Origin of the sequence: Acidiphilium sp. PM (assembly GCF_000219295.1) — a bacterium.
In the GTDB taxonomy this organism is placed as follows: domain Bacteria; phylum Pseudomonadota; class Alphaproteobacteria; order Acetobacterales; family Acetobacteraceae; genus Acidiphilium; species Acidiphilium multivorum.
This window is the reverse complement of the sequence record NZ_AFPR01000071.1, coordinates 1-17511: the sequence shown is the minus strand read 5'-3', so window position 1 is coordinate 17511 and position 17511 is coordinate 1. Positions and strand designations below refer to the sequence as shown.

At 69.2% G+C, this 17511-nt stretch carries 17 protein-coding genes and 1 pseudogene; 13 read left to right on the top strand and 5 right to left on the bottom strand.

All coding sequences use genetic code 11. From position 1 onward, the window contains the following. Positions 1-2 precede the first annotated feature (2 nt). From APM_RS02615 to APM_RS02585, 7 genes are read left to right on the top strand one after another with little or no spacing between them, the layout of a single operon-like run. Positions 3-257: a helix-turn-helix domain-containing protein gene (locus tag APM_RS02615; RefSeq protein ID WP_007421805.1), complete on the top strand. Its 255-nt coding sequence runs from the start codon at positions 3-5 to the stop codon at positions 255-257. Further along, complete coding sequence (hyfB, locus tag APM_RS02610; protein WP_007421804.1) at positions 254-2269, top strand: hydrogenase 4 subunit B; 2016 nt, start codon at positions 254-256, stop codon at positions 2267-2269. Before APM_RS02615 ends, hyfB begins: the two co-directional genes overlap by 4 nt. Continuing rightward, the gene (locus APM_RS02605) at positions 2260-3216 is read left to right on the top strand and encodes a respiratory chain complex I subunit 1 family protein (protein ID WP_007421803.1); all 957 of its coding nucleotides are present in this window, start codon (positions 2260-2262) and stop codon (positions 3214-3216) included. The genes hyfB and APM_RS02605 overlap by 10 nt, the downstream gene beginning before the upstream one ends. Next, positions 3213-3902, top strand: a complete 690-nt coding sequence (locus APM_RS02600; RefSeq protein ID WP_011942212.1) for a hydrogenase-4 component E — start codon at positions 3213-3215, stop codon at positions 3900-3902. Before APM_RS02605 ends, APM_RS02600 begins: the two co-directional genes overlap by 4 nt. Next, the gene (locus tag APM_RS02595; protein ID WP_007421801.1) at positions 3899-5347 is read left to right on the top strand and encodes a hydrogenase 4 subunit F; all 1449 of its coding nucleotides are present in this window, start codon (positions 3899-3901) and stop codon (positions 5345-5347) included. The genes APM_RS02600 and APM_RS02595 overlap by 4 nt, the downstream gene beginning before the upstream one ends. Then, a complete protein-coding gene (locus APM_RS02590) occupies positions 5310-6758 on the top strand; it encodes an NADH-quinone oxidoreductase subunit C (protein ID WP_083818653.1) in 1449 nt (482 codons plus the stop codon). Before APM_RS02595 ends, APM_RS02590 begins: the two co-directional genes overlap by 38 nt. Next, positions 6758-7261: an NADH-quinone oxidoreductase subunit B family protein gene (locus APM_RS02585; RefSeq protein ID WP_007421799.1), complete on the top strand. Its 504-nt coding sequence runs from the start codon at positions 6758-6760 to the stop codon at positions 7259-7261. Before APM_RS02590 ends, APM_RS02585 begins: the two co-directional genes overlap by 1 nt. A gap of 27 nt (positions 7262-7288) precedes the next feature. Here the strand turns inward: APM_RS02585 and APM_RS02580 are convergent, their stop codons facing one another. From APM_RS02580 to cysS, 3 genes are all read right to left on the bottom strand, one after another. Next, entirely contained in the window at positions 7289-7837 is a 549-nt protein-coding gene (locus APM_RS02580) for a bacterioferritin (RefSeq protein ID WP_011942215.1), read from the bottom strand. 69 nt (positions 7838-7906) lie between these two features. Continuing rightward, the gene (locus tag APM_RS02575) at positions 7907-8680 is read right to left on the bottom strand and encodes an RNA methyltransferase (protein ID WP_007421797.1); all 774 of its coding nucleotides are present in this window, start codon (positions 8678-8680) and stop codon (positions 7907-7909) included. After that, positions 8677-10026, bottom strand: coding sequence for a cysteine--tRNA ligase (cysS, locus tag APM_RS02570; RefSeq protein WP_007421796.1), 1350 nt, complete (start codon positions 10024-10026; stop codon positions 8677-8679). Before cysS ends, APM_RS02575 begins: the two co-directional genes overlap by 4 nt. A 172-nt stretch (positions 10027-10198) precedes the next feature. Between cysS and APM_RS02565 the strand changes: the two genes are divergently transcribed. The 4 genes from APM_RS02565 to APM_RS02550 all read left to right on the top strand — a co-directional run bounded on the left by APM_RS02565 (position 10199) and on the right by APM_RS02550 (position 14713). Further along, positions 10199-11434 carry an NRAMP family divalent metal transporter gene (locus tag APM_RS02565; RefSeq protein WP_241763094.1) on the top strand — a complete coding sequence of 412 codons (1236 nt, stop codon included), beginning with the start codon at positions 10199-10201 and terminating at the stop codon, positions 11432-11434. 70 nt (positions 11435-11504) lie between these two features. Further along, the gene (locus tag APM_RS02560; protein WP_007421794.1) at positions 11505-12788 is read left to right on the top strand and encodes an ArgE/DapE family deacylase; all 1284 of its coding nucleotides are present in this window, start codon (positions 11505-11507) and stop codon (positions 12786-12788) included. A gap of 25 nt (positions 12789-12813) precedes the next feature. After that, positions 12814-14235, top strand: a complete 1422-nt coding sequence (locus APM_RS02555; protein WP_007421793.1) for an amidase family protein — start codon at positions 12814-12816, stop codon at positions 14233-14235. Between the two features lie 133 nt (positions 14236-14368). Beyond that, a complete protein-coding gene (locus APM_RS02550) occupies positions 14369-14713 on the top strand; it encodes an SHOCT domain-containing protein (RefSeq protein WP_007421792.1) in 345 nt (114 codons plus the stop codon). A gap of 30 nt (positions 14714-14743) precedes the next feature. Here the strand turns inward: APM_RS02550 and hslU are convergent, their stop codons facing one another. Together hslU and hslV are read right to left on the bottom strand one after the other, a co-directional pair. After that, positions 14744-16063: an ATP-dependent protease ATPase subunit HslU gene (gene hslU, locus APM_RS02545; protein WP_007421791.1), complete on the bottom strand. Its 1320-nt coding sequence runs from the start codon at positions 16061-16063 to the stop codon at positions 14744-14746. Beyond that, positions 16060-16611 carry an ATP-dependent protease subunit HslV gene (gene hslV / locus APM_RS02540; RefSeq protein ID WP_007421790.1) on the bottom strand — a complete coding sequence of 184 codons (552 nt, stop codon included), beginning with the start codon at positions 16609-16611 and terminating at the stop codon, positions 16060-16062. Before hslV ends, hslU begins: the two co-directional genes overlap by 4 nt. 137 nt (positions 16612-16748) lie before the next feature. On the opposite strand from hslV, the gene APM_RS02535 reads away from it, so the two are divergent. Continuing rightward, positions 16749-17186 (top strand): phosphate-starvation-inducible PsiE family protein, encoded by a 438-nt coding sequence (locus APM_RS02535; protein WP_007421789.1) that lies wholly within the window; start codon positions 16749-16751, stop codon positions 17184-17186. Positions 17187-17264: 78 nt separating this feature from the next. After that, positions 17265-17511, top strand: a pseudogene (locus tag APM_RS02530) (MFS transporter); the annotation flags it as partial.

Genomic DNA, 17511 nt, shown 5'->3' with positions numbered 1-17511 from the left:
ACATGATTTCTTCCGGCCAGTTGAAGGCGGCGCGCGCCCTGCTCGGCATCGACCAGCGGGATCTGGCGGAATTGTCCGGCCTGTCGCTGCCGACCATCCAGCGGATGGAGGCGAGCGAGGGGGTGATCCGCGGCAATGTCGATTCGCTGATGAAGCTGCTGGACGCGCTGGACCGGGCGGGGATCGTGGTGATCCGGCCGGGCGATGTTTCGGATGCCAGCGGCGGGCGCGGCGTGCGCCTCAAGAGCGGGACGTGACGGCGGCACTGCTGCTCTGCGCCCTGGCCTGGCTCGCGCTCGGCGCGGCCGGCGCAGCACTTTCCCGCCGCGATGCCGGGCGCATCGTGGTCTATGGCGGGTCGCTCGCCGTGTCCCTGATCGCGCTTGGCGTGGCCTTCGCATCGCTTGGCGGCGGGGCGCCGGGCATCACCCTGCCGCTCGGCCTGCCGGGAATCGGCATGCGGTTCGCCGTCGATCCGCTGTCGGCCGCGTTCCTCGTGCTGGTCGATCTCGGCGGTGCGGCCGCCAGCCTGTATGCGCTCGGCTACGGGCGACACGAGGCGGAGCCCTGGCGGGTGCTGCCCTTCTACCCGGTGTTCCTCGCGGCGATGAACCTCGTGGTGATCGCCGCCGACGCCTACGGGTTCCTGCTGTTCTGGGAGCTGATGTCGCTCGCCTCCTGGGCGCTGGTGATGGCGGACCATACGCGGGCGGAGACGAGGCTGGCGGGGTTCGTCTATCTGTTGATGGCGAGCGCGGGCACGCTGATGCTGCTGCTCGCCTTCGGCCTGCTCGCGGGACCGCACGGGGCATACGGATTCGCCTCCATCGCGGCGGCGCACCGGGCGCAATGGACAGGGGCGGTCGCGATGCTGCTGGCGCTGCTCGGCGCCGGCTCCAAGGCGGGGCTGATGCCGCTGCATGTCTGGCTGCCGCGCGCGCATCCCGCCGCACCGAGCCATGTCTCGGCGCTGATGAGCGGGGTGATGACGAAGGTGGCGGTCTACGCCTTCATCCGCATCGCCTTCGATCTCGCCGGCCCGGCCGCCTGGTGGTGGGGGCTCGTGGTGCTGGCGGCAGGCGCCGTTTCCGCCGTGCTCGGCGTGCTGCAGGCGCTGCTGGAAGACGATGTGAAGACCGTGCTCGCCTACAGCACGATCGAGAATATCGGACTGATCTTCGCCGGGCTCGGCCTCGCCCTCGCCTTCCGGGCCGACGGCCTGGCGCTGGCCGCGAGCCTCGCGCTCACCGCCGCGCTGTTCCACGCCTTCAACCACATGCTGTTCAAAAGCACGTTGTTCTTCGGCGCCGGCGCGATCCAGCACGGCGCCGGCACCCGGCGGCTTTCGGAACTTGGCGGGCTGATCCACCGGATGCAGATCAGCGCGGTGCCGATGCTGGTCGCGGCGATGGCGATCGCGGCGCTGCCGCCGCTGAACGGGTTCGCCTCGGAATGGCTGCTGTTGCAGGCGGTGCTGCTCAGCCCGTCGCTGCCGCAATTCGGGCTCAAGCTCGCGGTGCCGGCGGCGGGCGCGCTGCTGGCGCTGGCCGCGGCCTTTGCCAGCGCCTGTCTCGTCCGGCTCTACGGCATGGCCTATCTCGGCCGGCCGCGCAGCGCGGCCGCTGCAAGCGCGCATGAGGCCGACGGGATCTCGCGCGCCGCGATGATCGGGCTCGCTTCACTCTGCCTCGTGTTCGGGCTGATGCCGGCGCTGGTGCTCGGCCATCTTGCGCCGGTGGCAAGGGAACTGGTCGGGATATCGCTGCCGGGGCGGCCGGGCTGGAGCGCGCTCACCCTGCTGCCGGTGCCGGCGCGGCAGAGCTCCTACGATCCGCTGCTGATCGCGCTGTTCATCGCGCTGACCGGCGGCCTCGCGGCGCTGGGGCTGCACCGCTTCGGCTCGCGCGCCCTGCGCCGGGCGGTGCCCTGGGGATGCGGCTTTCTCACCGAGGGCAGGGCGGCGCTGCCGGCGGGGACGCAATATTCGCCCGCGGGATTCAGCCAGCCGATCCGCCGCGTGTTCGCCACATCGCTGTTCCGCGCCCGCGACGAGGTGGCGATGCCACCGCCGGGGATGGCCGCGCCGGCGAGCTTCGCCAGCCGCATCACCGATCCGGCGTGGGATGGCGGCGCGCTGGCGCTCGCCGCACTGGTCAACCGCGCCGCCGACCGCGCCAACCGGCTGCAGTTCCTGACCATACGGCGCTATCTCGCGATGGTGTTCGTGACGCTGCTGATCCTGCTCGCGACGGTGGCGTTATGGGCCTGATCGTGCATCTTGCCCTGCAGGCGCTGGAAATGGCGATCGCGCTGGCGGCGGCGCCGCTGCTCACCGGCTTCGTGCGCAAGGTCAAGGCGCGGTTGCAGCGCCGCGCCGGGCCGCCGCTGCTGCAAGTTTATCGCGATCTCGCCCGGCTGGTGGCGAAGGAGGCGGTGGTGCCCGAGGCGTCATCGTGGCTGTTCCGCGTCTCCCCTTACGTGATCTTCGCCGCCACCTGGGTCGCCGCGGCGCTGGTGCCGGAATTCGCGACCAATCTGCAATTCTCCTGGTCGGGCGACCTGATCGTGATCGCAGCCCTGCTCGGCAGCGCCCGCTTCTTCCAGATGCTGGCGGCGCTTGATTCCGGCACCGCCTTCGGCGGCATCGGCGCGAGCCGGGAGGCGATGCTCGCCTCGCTCGCCGAGCCGGCGATGCTGATGATCGTCTTCACCGTCGCGCTCGTCGCCGGCACCAGCCAGCTTTCGGCGATCGCCACCTTCATGCATTCCGGCGCCGAGGGGCTCAGGCTGTCGCTCGCGCTCGGCCTGGTCGCGCTGGTGATGGTGGGGCTGACCGAGACCGGGCGCTTCCCGGTCGCCAATCCGGCGACGCATCTCGAACTGACCATGGTGCACGAGGCGATGGTGCTGGAATATTCCGGCCGGCACCTGGCACTGATCGAGCTGGCCGGGGCGATGCGGCTGCTGCTCTACATGTCGCTGATCGCCTGCATCTTCGCGCCGTTCGGCATCGCGCCGCCGGGGGCCGGGCCCGCTTCCCTCGCGCTCGGGCTTCTGAGCTATGCCGGCAAGCTCGGCGCCGGCGCGGTGGCGCTGGCAGGGTTCGAGACGACGATCGCCAAGATGCGGGTCTTCCGGATTCCGAATTTCGTCGGCGCAGCACTGATGCTCGGCCTGCTCGGCACGCTGCTGTTGTTCATGTCGGCCTCGCTATGACCCTGATGCTCGCCCCCTTTACGCCCGGCGCAACCGCCTTCGGCCTTGCCCATGTGCTCGCCGGCGCGCTGGTGCTGGTCAGCCTGATGATGCTGTATCAGGACCGGCTGCCGGCGCTGGTCAATGTGCTGGCGCTGCACGCCGCCCTGCTCGGTGTGGCGGTCGGCTGGCAGGCCTGGCTGCAGCGGGCGCCGGAACTCTACATCACCGCGGCGATCGCGATCGGGTTCAAGGCGGTGGCGATCCCGCTCGCGCTGCACCGCATCATCGAGCGGCTCGACATCCATCGCGAGGTCGAGACGGTGGGCGGGATCAGCCTGACGATGCTGGCCGGGATCGGGCTCGTCGCGCTGTCGCTGCTGGTGATGCTGCGCACCGCCGCCCAGGCCAACGCGCTGGCGCGGGAGGATCTGGCTCTCGCGCTGTCGGTCATCCTGATCGGCATGCTGATGATGGTGACGCGGCGCAACGCGGTGAGCCAGATCGCGGGATTCATGATGCTGGAGAACGGGCTGATCCTCGCCGCCGCGGGGGCGCAGGGCATGCCGCTGGTGGTGGAGATCAGCGTCGCCTTCTCGATCCTGATCGCCTTCATCGTGATCGGCGTGTTTCTCTTCCGCATCCGCGAGCGGTTCGACACGGTGGACAGCGCCGCACTGGACGCGTTCCGCGGAGAGCTGCGATGACGGGCGCTGCCTTCGCCGCGGTGATCGCCACCCTCGCCATTCCGGCCGGTGCCATGCTGCTGCTCGCCTTCGTGCCGTCGTGGCGGCTGGCGGCGCGGCTGAACGCGCTGGCGAGTTGCGCGACGGTGGCCGCCGCCGCCGTGCTGCTGTTCCACCGGCCGGCGCCGGACGGGCTGTTTCTCGTGGATGGGCTGAACATCGCCTTCCTGCTGCTGAACGGGCTGGTCGGGTTCACCACCAGCCTGTTCAGCGCGAGCTATATCGGCCACGAGATCGGCACCGGCCGCCTCGCGCCGCATCACCTGCGGCTCTACCACGCGATGTACCAGGCGATGATGCTCGGCATGAATCTCGCGCTGGTCAGCAACAATCTCGGCCTGATGTGGTTCGGCGTCGAACTCGCCACGCTGTCGACGGTGATGATGGTGGGGATCTACCGCACCCCGGCGGCGATCGAGGCGTCGTGGAAATATCTCATCCTCGGCAGCGTCGGCATCGCGCTCGCGCTGTTCGGCACGATCCTGGTCTATCTCGCAGCCCAGCCGGCGCTCGGCGGCGGGATGAAGGCGATGCAATGGACCGGCCTGCTCCGCCATGCCGCCGCACTGGACCCGGCGCTGCTCGATGTCGGATTCGTGTTCCTGCTGATCGGCTATGGCACCAAGGCCGGGCTGGTGCCGATGCACGCCTGGCTGCCGGACGCCCATGCCGAGGGGCCGACGCCGATTTCGGCCGTGCTGTCCGGCCTGCTGCTGAATGTGGCGCTCTATGCGCTGCTGCGCTTCAAGATCCTGCTCGCGGCGAGCCATGCCAGCATCGCCGCCGGGACGCTGATGGAGGGTTTCGGCCTCGCCACGCTGTTCTTCGCCGCGATCATGCTCTACCGGCGGCGGGATATCAAACGCCTGTTCGCCTATTCCTCGATCGAGCACATGGGCATCATCACCTTCGCCTTCGGCATTGGCGGGCCGATCGGCAATCTCGCCGGGCTGTTGCAGATGGCGATGCACAGCCTGACCAAGTCGGCGATTTTTTTCGCGGTCGGGCATGTGGCGCAGGCCAAGGGGACGCAGAAGATCGCCGAGATCAGCGGGCTGACGGCGAGCCATCCCTTTCTCGGCTGGACGCTCGTGGCGGGCATCGCGGCGATCGCGGGCCTGCCGCCCTTCGGCATCTTCACCTCGGAATTCCTGCTGATCACCTCGACCTTCGCCCGCGCCCCGCTGCTCGCGGTGCTGCTCGGCCTCGGCATCCTGCTTGCCTTCGGCGCGCTGCTGCTGCGGATGACCGGGCTGTGTTTCGGCGCGCCGAGCCCGGGCAACGCGCCGAGTTCCGCCGCGGCGACCCCGCTGCTGCTGCATCTCGGCCTCGTGCTTGCCGTCGGCATCGCGCTGCCGGGATTTCTGTATGACTGGTTCGCCCATGCCGCCGCCCTGCTCGGCTGACGCGCCGCCGATGGTCGACGCCGCCGGATGGCACGCGGCGGGTGCGGCACTCGCTTCGGGGGAGCGCGTGCTGGTCGCGCTCTGGGCGGCGCGGGATGATGCGGGGGCGCGCGTTCATCTGGCGACACGGCGGCCCAACGGGAGCGATCTCGCGGTGATCGCCCTGCGCGCGGAGGACGGTTCCTATCCGTCGATCGGGCGGTATCATCCGGGGGCGATCCTGATGGAGCGGGCCTTGCAGGATGCGAGCGGGCTCCGCGCCGAGGGATTGCCCGATCCGCGCCCCTGGCTCGACCATGAGCGGGACTTCGCCTTCCTGCCCGCCGAGGGCGAGGGGCTGCACCGGATACCGGTGGGGCCGATCCATGCCGGGACGATCGAGCCGGGCCATTTCCGCTTCACGGTGAACGGCGAGACGATCGTGCGGCTGGAGGCGCGGCTCGGCTACACGCACAAGGGCACGCTCGGGCTGATGCGGGGAGCGACACTGGATGCGGCGTCGCGTCTCGCCGGGCGGGTTTCGGGCGATTCGACCGTGGCCTATGCGTGGGCGTTTGCCCGCGCGGTCGAGGCGGCACTCGGGGTTGTCGTGCCGAAGCGGGCGTCAGTGCTGCGCGGGGTGATGGCCGAGCTCGAACGCCTCGCCAATCATGCCGGCGATTTCGGCGCGATTTGCAACGATGCCGGGTTCCCGCTGATCAACGCCCATGCCGGCGCGCTGCGCGAGACGATCCTGCGCCAAGCCGAGGCCTGCTTCGGCCACCGGCTGATGATGGACCGGATCGTCCCCGGCGGGGTTGCCGCCGATATGGCGCCGGCTTCCGCCGCTTCCCTGCTTGCCGAATTGCCGTCCTGGCGCGGGCGGTTCGAGCGACTGGTCGAACTCTATGGCAAGACCGCCTCGTTGCAGGACCGGGTGGTCGGTGCCGGAAGACTGGCCCCCGACCTTGCCCACCGCCTCGGCTGCGGCGGCTATGTCGGCCGCGCCGCGGGGCAGGATTTCGACGCCCGGCGCGATGCGCCCTACCCGCCCTATGACCGCCATGCGCCCGACGTGCCCGCGCTTGCGGCCGGCGATGTCGATGCGCGGGTGCGGATCCGGATCGCCGAGATCCGCGCCAGCGTCGCGCTGATCGGCGCGTTGCTCGGCGATCTGCCGGAGGGCGACATTCGCGCCTCACTGCCGGAGAACGGTGGCGAGGCGTTCGGCTGCGCGCTGGTGGAAGGGTTCAGGGGCGATGCCTTCGCCGCGGTGCGGCTGCGCGGCGCGGTGGTGGCGGATGCGTTCCTGCGCGATCCGTCGTGGTTTTTCTGGCCGGCGCTGGAAGCGGCGATCGAGGGCAACATCGTCGCCGACTTCCCGCTCTGCAACAAGAGCTTCAACGCCGCCTATTCGGGGTGCGACCTGTAATGCGCAGAACCCTCTTCGAAAGCCTCCATCGCGGCACGATGACCGAACCGGCCCCGCCGCGCGACGCCGAAACCGCCGCGCTGGTCGCGGAACTCGACCGGGCGGCGTTGCGGCGGCTCGGCCGGTCGCTGGCGATCCGCGCGGTGGATGCGGGATCGTGCAATGGCTGCGAGCTCGAAATCATCGCCCTCGGCAACGTGCTCTACGATCTGGAGCGGTTCGGGCTGAAACTGGTCGCCTCGCCCCGCCATGCTGATGTGCTGCTGGTGACCGGCCCGATGACGCGGAACATGAGTGCCGCGACGCGGCTGGCCTACGAGGCGATGCCGGCGCCGAAATTCGTCGTTGCCGTGGGCGATTGCGGGCGCGATGGCGGGGTGTTCGCGGCGAGCCCACACTGCCTCGGGGGCACGGCGTCGGTCCTGCCGGTCACGCTCACGATTCCGGGCTGCCCGCCGACGCCGGCCGCGCTGTTGCGCGGGCTGATCGGCCTGCTGGGGTAGCGGTTCGGCGACGGCGCGGCAGGCGTTTCAGCCGTGGCCGCCGGTCTCGATCGAAAGCAGGTCCTGCATGTCGGTCGCGTGCTCGCTTTCCTCTTCGAGGATGTTGGTGAGCATCAGCGCGGTGACCGGGTCGTGCGGCTCGAAATGGTCGATCATCCGGCGGTAGAGGCCGATCACCTCGCGCTCGGCGGCGAGGTTCTGTTCGACGAGGCCGGCGAGATCCGCCCTGGTGCCGAATTCGCCGAAGCGGGTTTCGAGCCCGTGCGGGGAGAAATCCGGCGTGCCGCCGAGTTCGCGGATGCGCTGCGCGATGGCGACCATGTGGCGGCGCTCGTCATTCGCCTGTTCCTGGAACTCGGCGCCGATGCGCGGCTGTTTCAGCCCGGCGAGCGAGACCGACATCATGGTGTAGCGCCAGACGCAGAGGATTTCGGCCGTGAGCGCGCTTTGCAGGAGAACGAGCGCGGGATCGGCGCCCTCCGACTCCTCATCGAGCAGCGCGCCGTGCATCCGCGCCGAGATGGCGCGCACATCCCTCAGGAACGCGTTCGGCGCTGCGCTTTCGACCTGGTCCATCACGCTGTCCACTCCGCTGATCGCCGCTTCGATATGGCGCCCTTATGATGACAGAATCGGGACGCCAACTCAACGCGCGCCACGGCGGCCGCGCGCAAGTTCGGTGACGATGCCATGCAGCGTGCGCAATTCCTGTTCCGTCACCTCGCCGCGCTGGAAGAAGTGGCGGATGTTGCGCACCATGCCGGGCCGTTTCTGCTCGTTGCGCAGGAACCCGGCCTCGTCGCATTCGGCGATCAGGTGGGTGAGGAAGTTTTCCAGCTCGCCCTTGGTCGCGACATGGGTCTTGTGGGTCTGCAGCGTGCGGACCGGCGCGGCCTCGCCGGCGATCCACCATTCATAGGCCATCACCATCACCGCCTGGGCGAGGTTGAGGGACATGAAGCGCGGGTTGAGCGGGTAGCGGATCAGGCTGTCGGCGCAGGCGATGTCGTCATTGTCGAGGCCGGCGCGCTCGGGGCCGAACAGGATGCCGCATTTCAGGCCGCGAGCGCCGATCTCGCGCAGTTCGGCGGCGGCACCGCGGGCGGTGAGCAGCGGCTTGACGATGTGGCGCGGGCGCGGACAGGTGGCGAAGACGCGGTGCAGGTCGGCCACCGCGTCGGCCACCGTGTCATGCACCGTCGCGGCTTCGAGGATGCGGTAGGCGCCGGAGGCGGTGCGCATCGCCCGGTCCTGCGGCCAGCCATCGCGCGGAGCGACGAGGCGGAGATGGAACAGCCCGCCATTGCCCATTGCCCGCGCGACCGAGCCGATATTCTCGGCAAGCTGCGGGCGGACCAGGATGATGACGGGGGACGGGTCGATCGGCGCGAGATCGGCGCCTTCGTCGCGCCCGGTCATGCGCGCCGCCAGGTGGTGCCGCCGGGACCGTCCTCGAGCAGGATGCCGGCGGCGGCGAGTTCGGCGCGGATCGCGTCGGCGCGGGCGAAATCCTTGTTCCTCCGCGCGGCCAGACGCTCGGCGATCAGCGCGTCGATCCGCGCATCGTCGGTCGCCTCACCGCGGAACCACTGGTCGGCAGTGTGATTGAAAATGCCGATCAGCATGCCGGCGGCGCGCAGGCCGGCGGCGCTGGCGGCATCGCCCTGCATCGCCGCATCGGCCAGCGCGTGGAGTTCGGCAATCGCGCCGGGGGTGTTCAGGTCATCCGCCAGGGCCTCGATGAAGGCGGCGGGCGGTATGGCGGCGGGCGCGGGGTCGGCATGCTTTTCCAGTGCGCGGTAGAACCGGTCGAGCTCCCGCTTCGCTTCGGCCAGCGCGGCGGTGGAGAAGTCAAGCACGCCGCGATAATGCGTCTTGAGCAGCAGGAAGCGCACCGCCTCGCCCGGCGCCTCGCCCAGCACGTCCTGCACAGTGCGGAAATTGCCGAGGGATTTCGACATTTTCTGCCCGTTCACCTGCAACATGCCGGCATGCACCCAGACGCGGGCGAACTCCGAGCCTGGAAAGGCGCAGCAGGACTGGGCGATCTCGTTCTCATGATGCGGGAAGATCAGGTCGGCGCCGCCGCCATGGATGTCGATCGTCTCGCCGAGGGTGGCGTGGATCATCGCCGAGCATTCGATGTGCCAGCCCGGCCGGCCGCGGCCCCAGGGGCTGTCCCAGCCCGGCAGGTCGGGCGGCGAGGGTTTCCAGAGCACGAAATCGCCCGGATCGCGCTTGTAGGTGGCGACGTCCACCCGCGCGCCGGCCAGCAGTTCCTCGGGCGAGCGGCCGGAGAACTTGCCGTATTGCGCATCGGTCGCGACGGCGAACAGGACATGGCCCTCGGCGGCATAGGCGTGGCCGCGGGCGATCAGGCGCTCGATGAGGGCGATGATGTCGCCGATATGCCCGGTGGCGCGCGGCTCGATATCGGGCGGGGCGCAGTACAGGGCGGCCATGTCCTCGTGGAACCAGCTTGTCGTCCGCGCGGTGATCTCGCCGATCGTCTCGCCGGTTTCGGCGGCGCGGGCGTTGATCTTGTCATCGATGTCGGTGATGTTCCGCACATAGGTGACGCGCGGGAACAGATGGCGCAGCAGGCGGACCAGCGTGTCGAACACCACCACCGTGCGCGCATTGCCGAGATGCGCGCGGTCATAGACCGTGGGACCGCAGACATAGAGCTTCACATGCGCGGGGTCGGCGGGGGCGAAGGGCTCGCGCCGGCGTGTTTTCGTGTTGTGCAGCTTGATCTGGATCATGGCCGCGGATTTCCTCTCCGGGCAAGCGGAAGTCAACCGGCGCGTTGACGCAGAGCCATGGAACGGTCGGCGCGTTGACAGGACCTGTGAGGTCCTGTATTCACCATGACCATCAGTTGAGAATAATTCTCATTCTCAATTAACCCGGAGACCGCTCTTGTCGCAAACCGCCGTGTCACCGCGTTCCCGTCGTTCGCGCCTGCCCTTCCTCGCCGTGCTCGGCCCTGGCATCGTCGTCATGCTCGCGGATACCGAGGTGGGCAGCATCATCACGGCGTCGCAATCCGGCGTGGCTTGGGGCTATCGGCTGCTGCTGCTGCAGTTCATCCTGATTCCCATTCTCTATGTGGTTCAGGAACTCACGGTCCGGCTCGGCATCTTCACCGGCAAGGGCCATGGCGAACTGATCCGCGACACGTTCGGCAAGGGCTGGGCCTGGCTTTCGGCCGGGGGCCTCGCGGTTGCCACCGTCGGCGCGCTGCTCTCGGAATTCTCCGGTGTGGCCGGCGTGGGCGAGCTTTATGGCATCCCCCGCGCGGTGACGCTGACGCTCGCCGTCGTGTTCCTGCTCGTGGTCGCGTTCACCGGCTCCTATCGCCGGGTCGAGCGGGTGGCGATCGCCTTGGGCCTGTTCGAGCTGGTGTTCTTCGTCATCGCCTTCGTCTCGCGGCCGGATGTCGACCAGATCGCCGCGCAGACCTTCCAGCCGGCGCTGGGCAATCCAGGTTATCTCTACCTCGTCGCCGCCAATATCGGCGCCGTGATCATGCCGTGGATGATCTTCTACCAGCAATCGGCGGTGGCGGATAAGCGGCTGACGCCGGCGGATTTCAAGTATGCGCGGTGGGATACCGCGATCGGCGCGGTGGTCACCCAGCTCGTCATGGCGGCGGTGCTGATCTCGACCGCCGCGACGATCGGCCGGCACAACCCCAATGCCAGCCTCGACACGGTGGGCGACATCACCGCGGCCCTCACCCCCTATCTCGGCGTCGCGATGGGCAAGCTGGTGTTCGGCGCCGGCGTGCTCGGCGCCGGGCTGGTGGCGGCCATCGTCGCCTCGCTCGCGCTGGCCTGGGGACTTGGCGAGGTGGCGGGGTATCGCCGCTCGCTGGAGGATCACCCGCTGCGCGCAAGGTGGTTCTACGGCGTCTATGCCGCCTGCCTGATCCTCGGCGCAGTGCTGGTCGGCGTAGTGCCGAACCTCGTGATCCTGAACATCGCCGTCGAGGTGATGAACGCGCTGCTGCTGCCGCTGGTGCTCGGCTTCCTGGTGATGCTCGGCCTCAAGGCGCTGCCGCCGCAGGTGCGGCTGCGGGGCTGGTATGCCGGGCTTGCCATCGCGATGTCGGCGGTCACCGCGGGGCTTGGCGTCTATGGCGGGCTGTCCGGGGCCGGCCTGTTCTGATCCTGCCCGCCCTTTCTTGACAGCCGCCGCCCCGGCTTCTCAAATCGCCGCCAGAAAAACGGGGGCGGCGATGACACTGGATCCGGATCTGGCGGCAAGGCTGATGGACGCCGTGGATGCCGGGTTCGACGAGCAGGTCGCCTTCACCCAGGCGCTGGTGCGCTTTCCCTCCACCCGCGGCGCCGAGGCGCCGATCCAGGACTTCGTCCATCGCGCGCTGCGAGACCGCTTCTATGCGATGGACCGCTTCACCATGGACCGCGACGCGCTGGCGCGGCATGCGGGTGCGGGCCGGATTTCGGCCGAACATTCCGACGCGCCGATCGTGATCGGCACCCATCGCCCGCGGCGCGACACCGGCCGCTCGCTGATCCTGCAGGCGCATGTCGACGTCGTGCCGACGGGCCCGGCGGAGATGTGGCGGCATCCGCCCTTCGAGCCGGTGATCGCGGAGGGGTGGATGCACGGGCGGGGCGCGGCCGACATGAAGGCCGGCCACGCCGCCAACATCTTCGCGCTCGACGCGCTGCGCCGCGCCGGGTTCCAGCCGGCCGGAACCGTGCATGTCGAATCGGTGGTCGAGGAGGAATCGACCGGCAACGGCGCGCTGATGACGCATCTGCGCGGCTATCGGGCCGATGCCGCGCTGATTCCCGAACCGCAGGACGAGCGGCTGGTGCGCGCCAATGTCGGCGTGCTCTGGTTCGAGATCGAGGTGCGCGGCGCGCCGGCGCATGTCCGCGCCATGGCGGAGGGCGCGAACGCGATCGATGCCGCGTATCGCATCATCGCCGATCTGCGCGGGCTAGAGGCGGAGTGGAACGCGCGCAAGGGCGGGCATCCGCATTTCGCCGCCGAGCCGCACCCGATCAATCTCAATCTCGGCCGGATCGTGGGTGGGGACTGGGCCTCCTCGGTGCCGAGCCGATGCCGGCTTTCCTGCCGGATCTCGCTCTATCCGGGCACGCGGGCGGGCGATGCCGCGCGCGAGATCGAGGCGCGGATCGCCGCCTTCGCCGCGACGGACCCGATGCTCGCAGCCAACCCGCCGCGCGTCAGCTTCAACGGCTTCTTCGCCGAGGGCTACGTGCTGGAGCCGGGATCGGCGGCGGAGGCGGCGCTGGCCGACGCCCACGCGGCGGCGACCGGCGCGCCGCTCGGCACGATGATGACCGGCGCCTATCTCGATGCGCGGGTGCATGCGCTCTACGACCGGATTCCGGCGCTGTGCTACGGCCCGGTCTCGCGTGGGATTCACGGGATCGACGAGGCGGTGGACCTCGCCTCGGTGCGGCGGGTGACGAAGGCGATCGCGCTGTTCGTCGCGCAATGGTGCGGATTGGAGCCGGGCTGAACCGGCGGAGACGACAGGAGCGATAATGACCGAACTCTGGCAACTCACCGCATCCGACCTCGCCGCGCGCATCCGCCGACGCGAGGTTTCGGCGCGCGAGGCGGCCGCCGCCGCGCTCGCCCGGCTGGACGAGGTGAACCCGGCGATCAACGCCGTGATCGACCATCGCCCGGAACGGGCGCTGGCCGCCGCCGGGCGGATCGACGCGGCACTCGCCCGCGGCGATGATCCGGGCCCGCTCGCCGGCGTTCCCGTCACGGTGAAGGTGAATATCGACCAGAAGGGATTCGCCACCACCAACGGAATCCGCCTGCAGATGGATCTCGTTGCCCAGAGCAACAGTCCGGTGGTCGACAACCTGGAACGCGCGGGGGCGGTCATCATCGGCCGCACCAATACCCCCGCCTTCTCGATGCGCTGGTTCACGACCAACCAGTTGCACGGTGACACACGAAATCCGCACGATCCGGCGCTGACGCCCGGCGGCTCGTCCGGCGGGGCGGCGGCGGCGGTTGCGAGCGGGATCGGCGCCTTCGCCCACGGCACCGACATTGCCGGCTCGATCCGCTACCCGGCCTATGCCTGTGGCCTGCACGGGTTGCGGCCGAGCATCGGCCGTGTCGCGGCGTTCAACGCCTCGGGGCCCGAGCGCGGCATCGGCGCGCAGATTACCGCCGTCTCCGGCCCGATCGGGCGCAGCATGGCGGATCTGCGCCTCGCCCTCGCGGCGATGGCCCAACCCGACCCGAGCCCGGAGGGCCCACGCGACCCGTGGTGGTGCCCGGCGCCGCTCGACGGGCCGGATTTGCCGCGGCGGGCGGCACTCTGCCTGCGCCCAGGCGGGATGAAGGTGGTCCCCGAGGTCGAGGCGGCGCTGATCGCGGCGGGCCGGGCGCTCGAGACGGCGGGCTGGGCGGTCGAGACGATCGACGACCTGCCGCACATGCGCGAGGCGGTCGAGGTGCAGATCCAGCTCTGGCTCGGCGATGGTTTCGACGCGCTGGCCTCGACCGTCGCGCAGGAGGGTGATCCCGGCGCGATGACGGTCATCGACTCCTTCCGCGAGCTGGCGAAATCCTGGCCGGGCGACGTGGTTGCGCAGGCGCTGAAGCGCCGCGCCACCATCGCCCGCGCCTGGCGCCAGCTGCTCGCCCGCTTCCCCGTGCTGATGATGCCGACCTCCGGCGAGCTGCCCTTCCGCGACGGGCTCGACCTCGCCGGGCCGGACTCCTTCCGCCGCGTGTGGGATGCGCAGGCGACGCAGATCGCGCTGCCGCTGGTCGGGCTGCCGGGCCTCAATGTCGCGACCGGGTTCGCCGGCCGTGCGCCGCTGGGCGTGCAGCTCGTCGCCGCCCCTTTCCGCGAGGATGTGCTGCTCGCCGCCGGCGCCGCGATCGCGCGGGACGATGCGCCGATCATGCCGGTCGACCCGCGCGGCGCCGGCTGATCCTCCGTCCCGTTCCGGCTGGCGCAAGCCAGCGCTACGCGGAACGCCGGGGCATATCCATATGGATCAATGCGGAGAAGGGCAGACAGTCGCATTCTTCTCCCGTGACCTCGTGGATGAAGGAGGCTCGATCATGAACAGGCTGAAACGGATTGCGGCACCGGCCGCGCTCGCCGCCCTGCCGGGCCTCGCCTTCGCGCAGGGCGGGGCGGGACCTGGCGGGTTCGGCTACGGACCGGGCATGATGTGGTGGGATGATGGGTGGACGACGATGTTTCTCGGACCTTTCTTCATGATCCTCGTTCTCGCCGTGATCGTCATGGTGGCGGTGGCGCTGCTGCGCTCCGCCGGCACGTTCACCCACGGGCCGACGCATCCGCCGCAGCGGACGGCGCTCGATATCCTGAAGGAGCGCTTCGCGCGCGGCGAGATCGACGCTGCCGAGTTCGAGTCCCGGCGGCGCACGCTGGGGGATTGATCCCCCTGGCGTCGCCGGAGGCCAGCGCCGTTACAGGATGAAGCGGCCGAGATCGCCGCGCGCGGCGAGCGGGGCGACCTTGTCGTTGACCAGGGCGGCGTCGACCGTCACGGTCTCGCCGGCGCGGTCGGTCGCGGCGAAGCTGATCTCCTCGAGCAGCCGCTCCAGCACCGTGGCCAACCGACGCGCGCCGATATTCTCGACCCGGTCGTTGATGTCGGCCGCCAGCGCCGCCACGGCATCGACCGCGTCGTCGGTGAAGTGCAGGTCGACATTCTCGGTCTTCATCAGGGCGACATACTGCTTGAGCAGGGAATGCTCCGGCTCGGTTAGGATGCGGCGGAAATCCTCGCGAGAGAGCGAGGCGAGCTCGACGCGGATCGGCAGCCGCCCCTGCAGTTCCGGCAGCAGGTCCGACGGCTTGGCGACGTGGAACGCGCCCGAGGCGATGAAGAGAATGTGATCGGTCTTCACCGGACCGTATTTGGTCGAGACCGTCGTGCCCTCGATCAGCGGCAGCAGGTCGCGCTGCACGCCCTCGCGCGAGACGTCGCCACCGCGGAAGCCGCTTTCGGTGCGCGCGCAGATCTTGTCGATCTCGTCGAGAAAGACGATGCCGTGCGTCTCGGCGTGCAGGCGGGCATCGGCGGTCAGCTGCTCGTTGTCGAGCAGGCGGTCGGCCTCCTCGCGCTCCAGCGCGGCGCGGGCGGCGGCGACGGTCATCCGCTTGCGGCCATGCTGGCGGCCGAACATCGACTTCATCATGTCGCCGAGATTGATCGCGCCGCCCGGCGGCATGCCCGGCATGTCCATCTGGCCGATCACGTTGGGCGGCGCCTCGCTCACGTCGACGTCGATTTCCTTTTCTTCCATCTCGCCGTCGCGCAGCATCCGGCGGAAGCGGTTGCGCGTCTCCGACGAGGCCCCCTCGCCCACAAGCGCGGTCAGCAGCCGATCCTCGGCGGCGAGTTCGGCGCGGGCCTGCACGCCCTTGCGGCTCATGTCGCGCAGCATCGTGATCGACACCTCGACGAGGTCGCGCACGATGCTTTCCACATCGCGGCCGACATAGCCCACCTCGGTGAATTTCGTCGCCTCGACCTTGATGAACGGCGCCTGGGCGAGCTTGGCGAGGCGGCGGGCGATCTCGGTCTTGCCGCAGCCGGTCGGCCCGATCATCAGGATGTTCTTCGGCACCACCTCCTCGCGCAGCCCCTCGGGGAGCTGCTGGCGGCGCCAGCGGTTGCGCAGCGCGATGGCGACGGCGCGCTTCGCGTCCTGCTGGCCGACGATGAAGCGGTCGAGCTCGGAGACGATTTCGCGGGGCGTGTAGGTCGGGCTGTCGATCACAGGATTTCCACCGTCACGTGATGGTTGGTGTAGACGCAGATGTCGCCGGCGATCTTCATCGCCCGGCGGGCGATGTCCTCGGCGGTCATGCCGTCCACCGAGATCAGCGCGCGCGCCGCGGCAAGGGCGTAGTTGCCGCCGGAGCCGATGGCGATGATGCCGTCCTCGGGTTCCAGCACGTCGCCATTGCCGGTGAGGGTGTAGGCATGGGTGCGGTCGGCCACCGCCATCATCGCCTCGAGCCTGCGGAGATAGCGGTCGGTCCGCCAGTCCTTGGCGAGTTCGACGCAGGCGCGCTCGAGCTGGTTCGGGAAGCGCTCCAGCTTCGCCTCCAGCCGTTCGAGCAGGGTGAAGGCATCAGCGGTGGCGCCGGCGAACCCGGCCACGACATTGCCATTGCCGATTCGGCGCACCTTGCGCGCGTTGCCCTTCACCACGGTGTTGCCGAGGGAGACCTGGCCGTCGCCGGCCATGGCGACCTGCTCGTCGCGCCGCACACAGAGAATGGTCGTGCCATGCCAGCCGACCGGATCATTGGTGTTCATCATGCACTCCAGATGGCACCGCGCGGATGGCCGGGCAAGGCGCCAAAGGTTGAAGGGGCCCGGGTCCGTGTCCCTTTCGTGCATGCAACGGACGGCGGAAGCCGCTATCATTGCCGCGGCAGGCACGGGGAGACCAGGGGATGGACCGCCGGTTCGGCAGCAGGGCGTACCAATATTTCGAATTCGTCGTCGTCCAGGCCGTGACGCTGCTGATGGCGATCGTGGTGACGGCGGCACTCGCGCATCTCGTGGTGAACATCGCACACGACATCCTGGCCACAACCTTCGATCCGACCAACGCGGCGGTGTTCCAGTCGGTGTTCGGCGGGATCTTCACCGTCGTCATCGCGCTGGAATTCAAGCGATCGATCCTCGTGACGAGCGAGCGCGACGAGGGGCCGGTGCGCGTGCGGGTGGTCATCCTGATCGGGATGCTCGCGATCGTCCGCAAGCTGATCATCATGGATCTCGCGCATGAGAACGCGTTGCAACTCCTCGCACTTTCGGTCGCGTTCCTGTCGCTCGGAATCGTCTACTGGCTGGTCCGCGACCAGGATCGCCGGGAAATGAAGGATTAGACGGGCGAGGCCGGCCCCCGACTTGCCAAGGTCTCAGGAGACGGGCTTACTGATAAAAAACATGTCAGTGAGGATCGCATGCCGGACCAGACTGCGGCGACAATCGCCGCCCGCCTCGACCGCCTGCCGCCGTCCCGCACGGTCTGGACCATCATTGTCCTGATCTCGCTCGGCGGCATATTCGAATTCTATGATCTCTTTTTCACCGGCTATGTCGCTCCGGGAATGGTGGGCGACGGGCTGTTCAAGCCCGAATCGCTCGGCTTCCTCGCCGGGCTGAGCGTGCTGAAGGTCGCCGGCTTCGGCACCTTCGTCTTTGCCACCT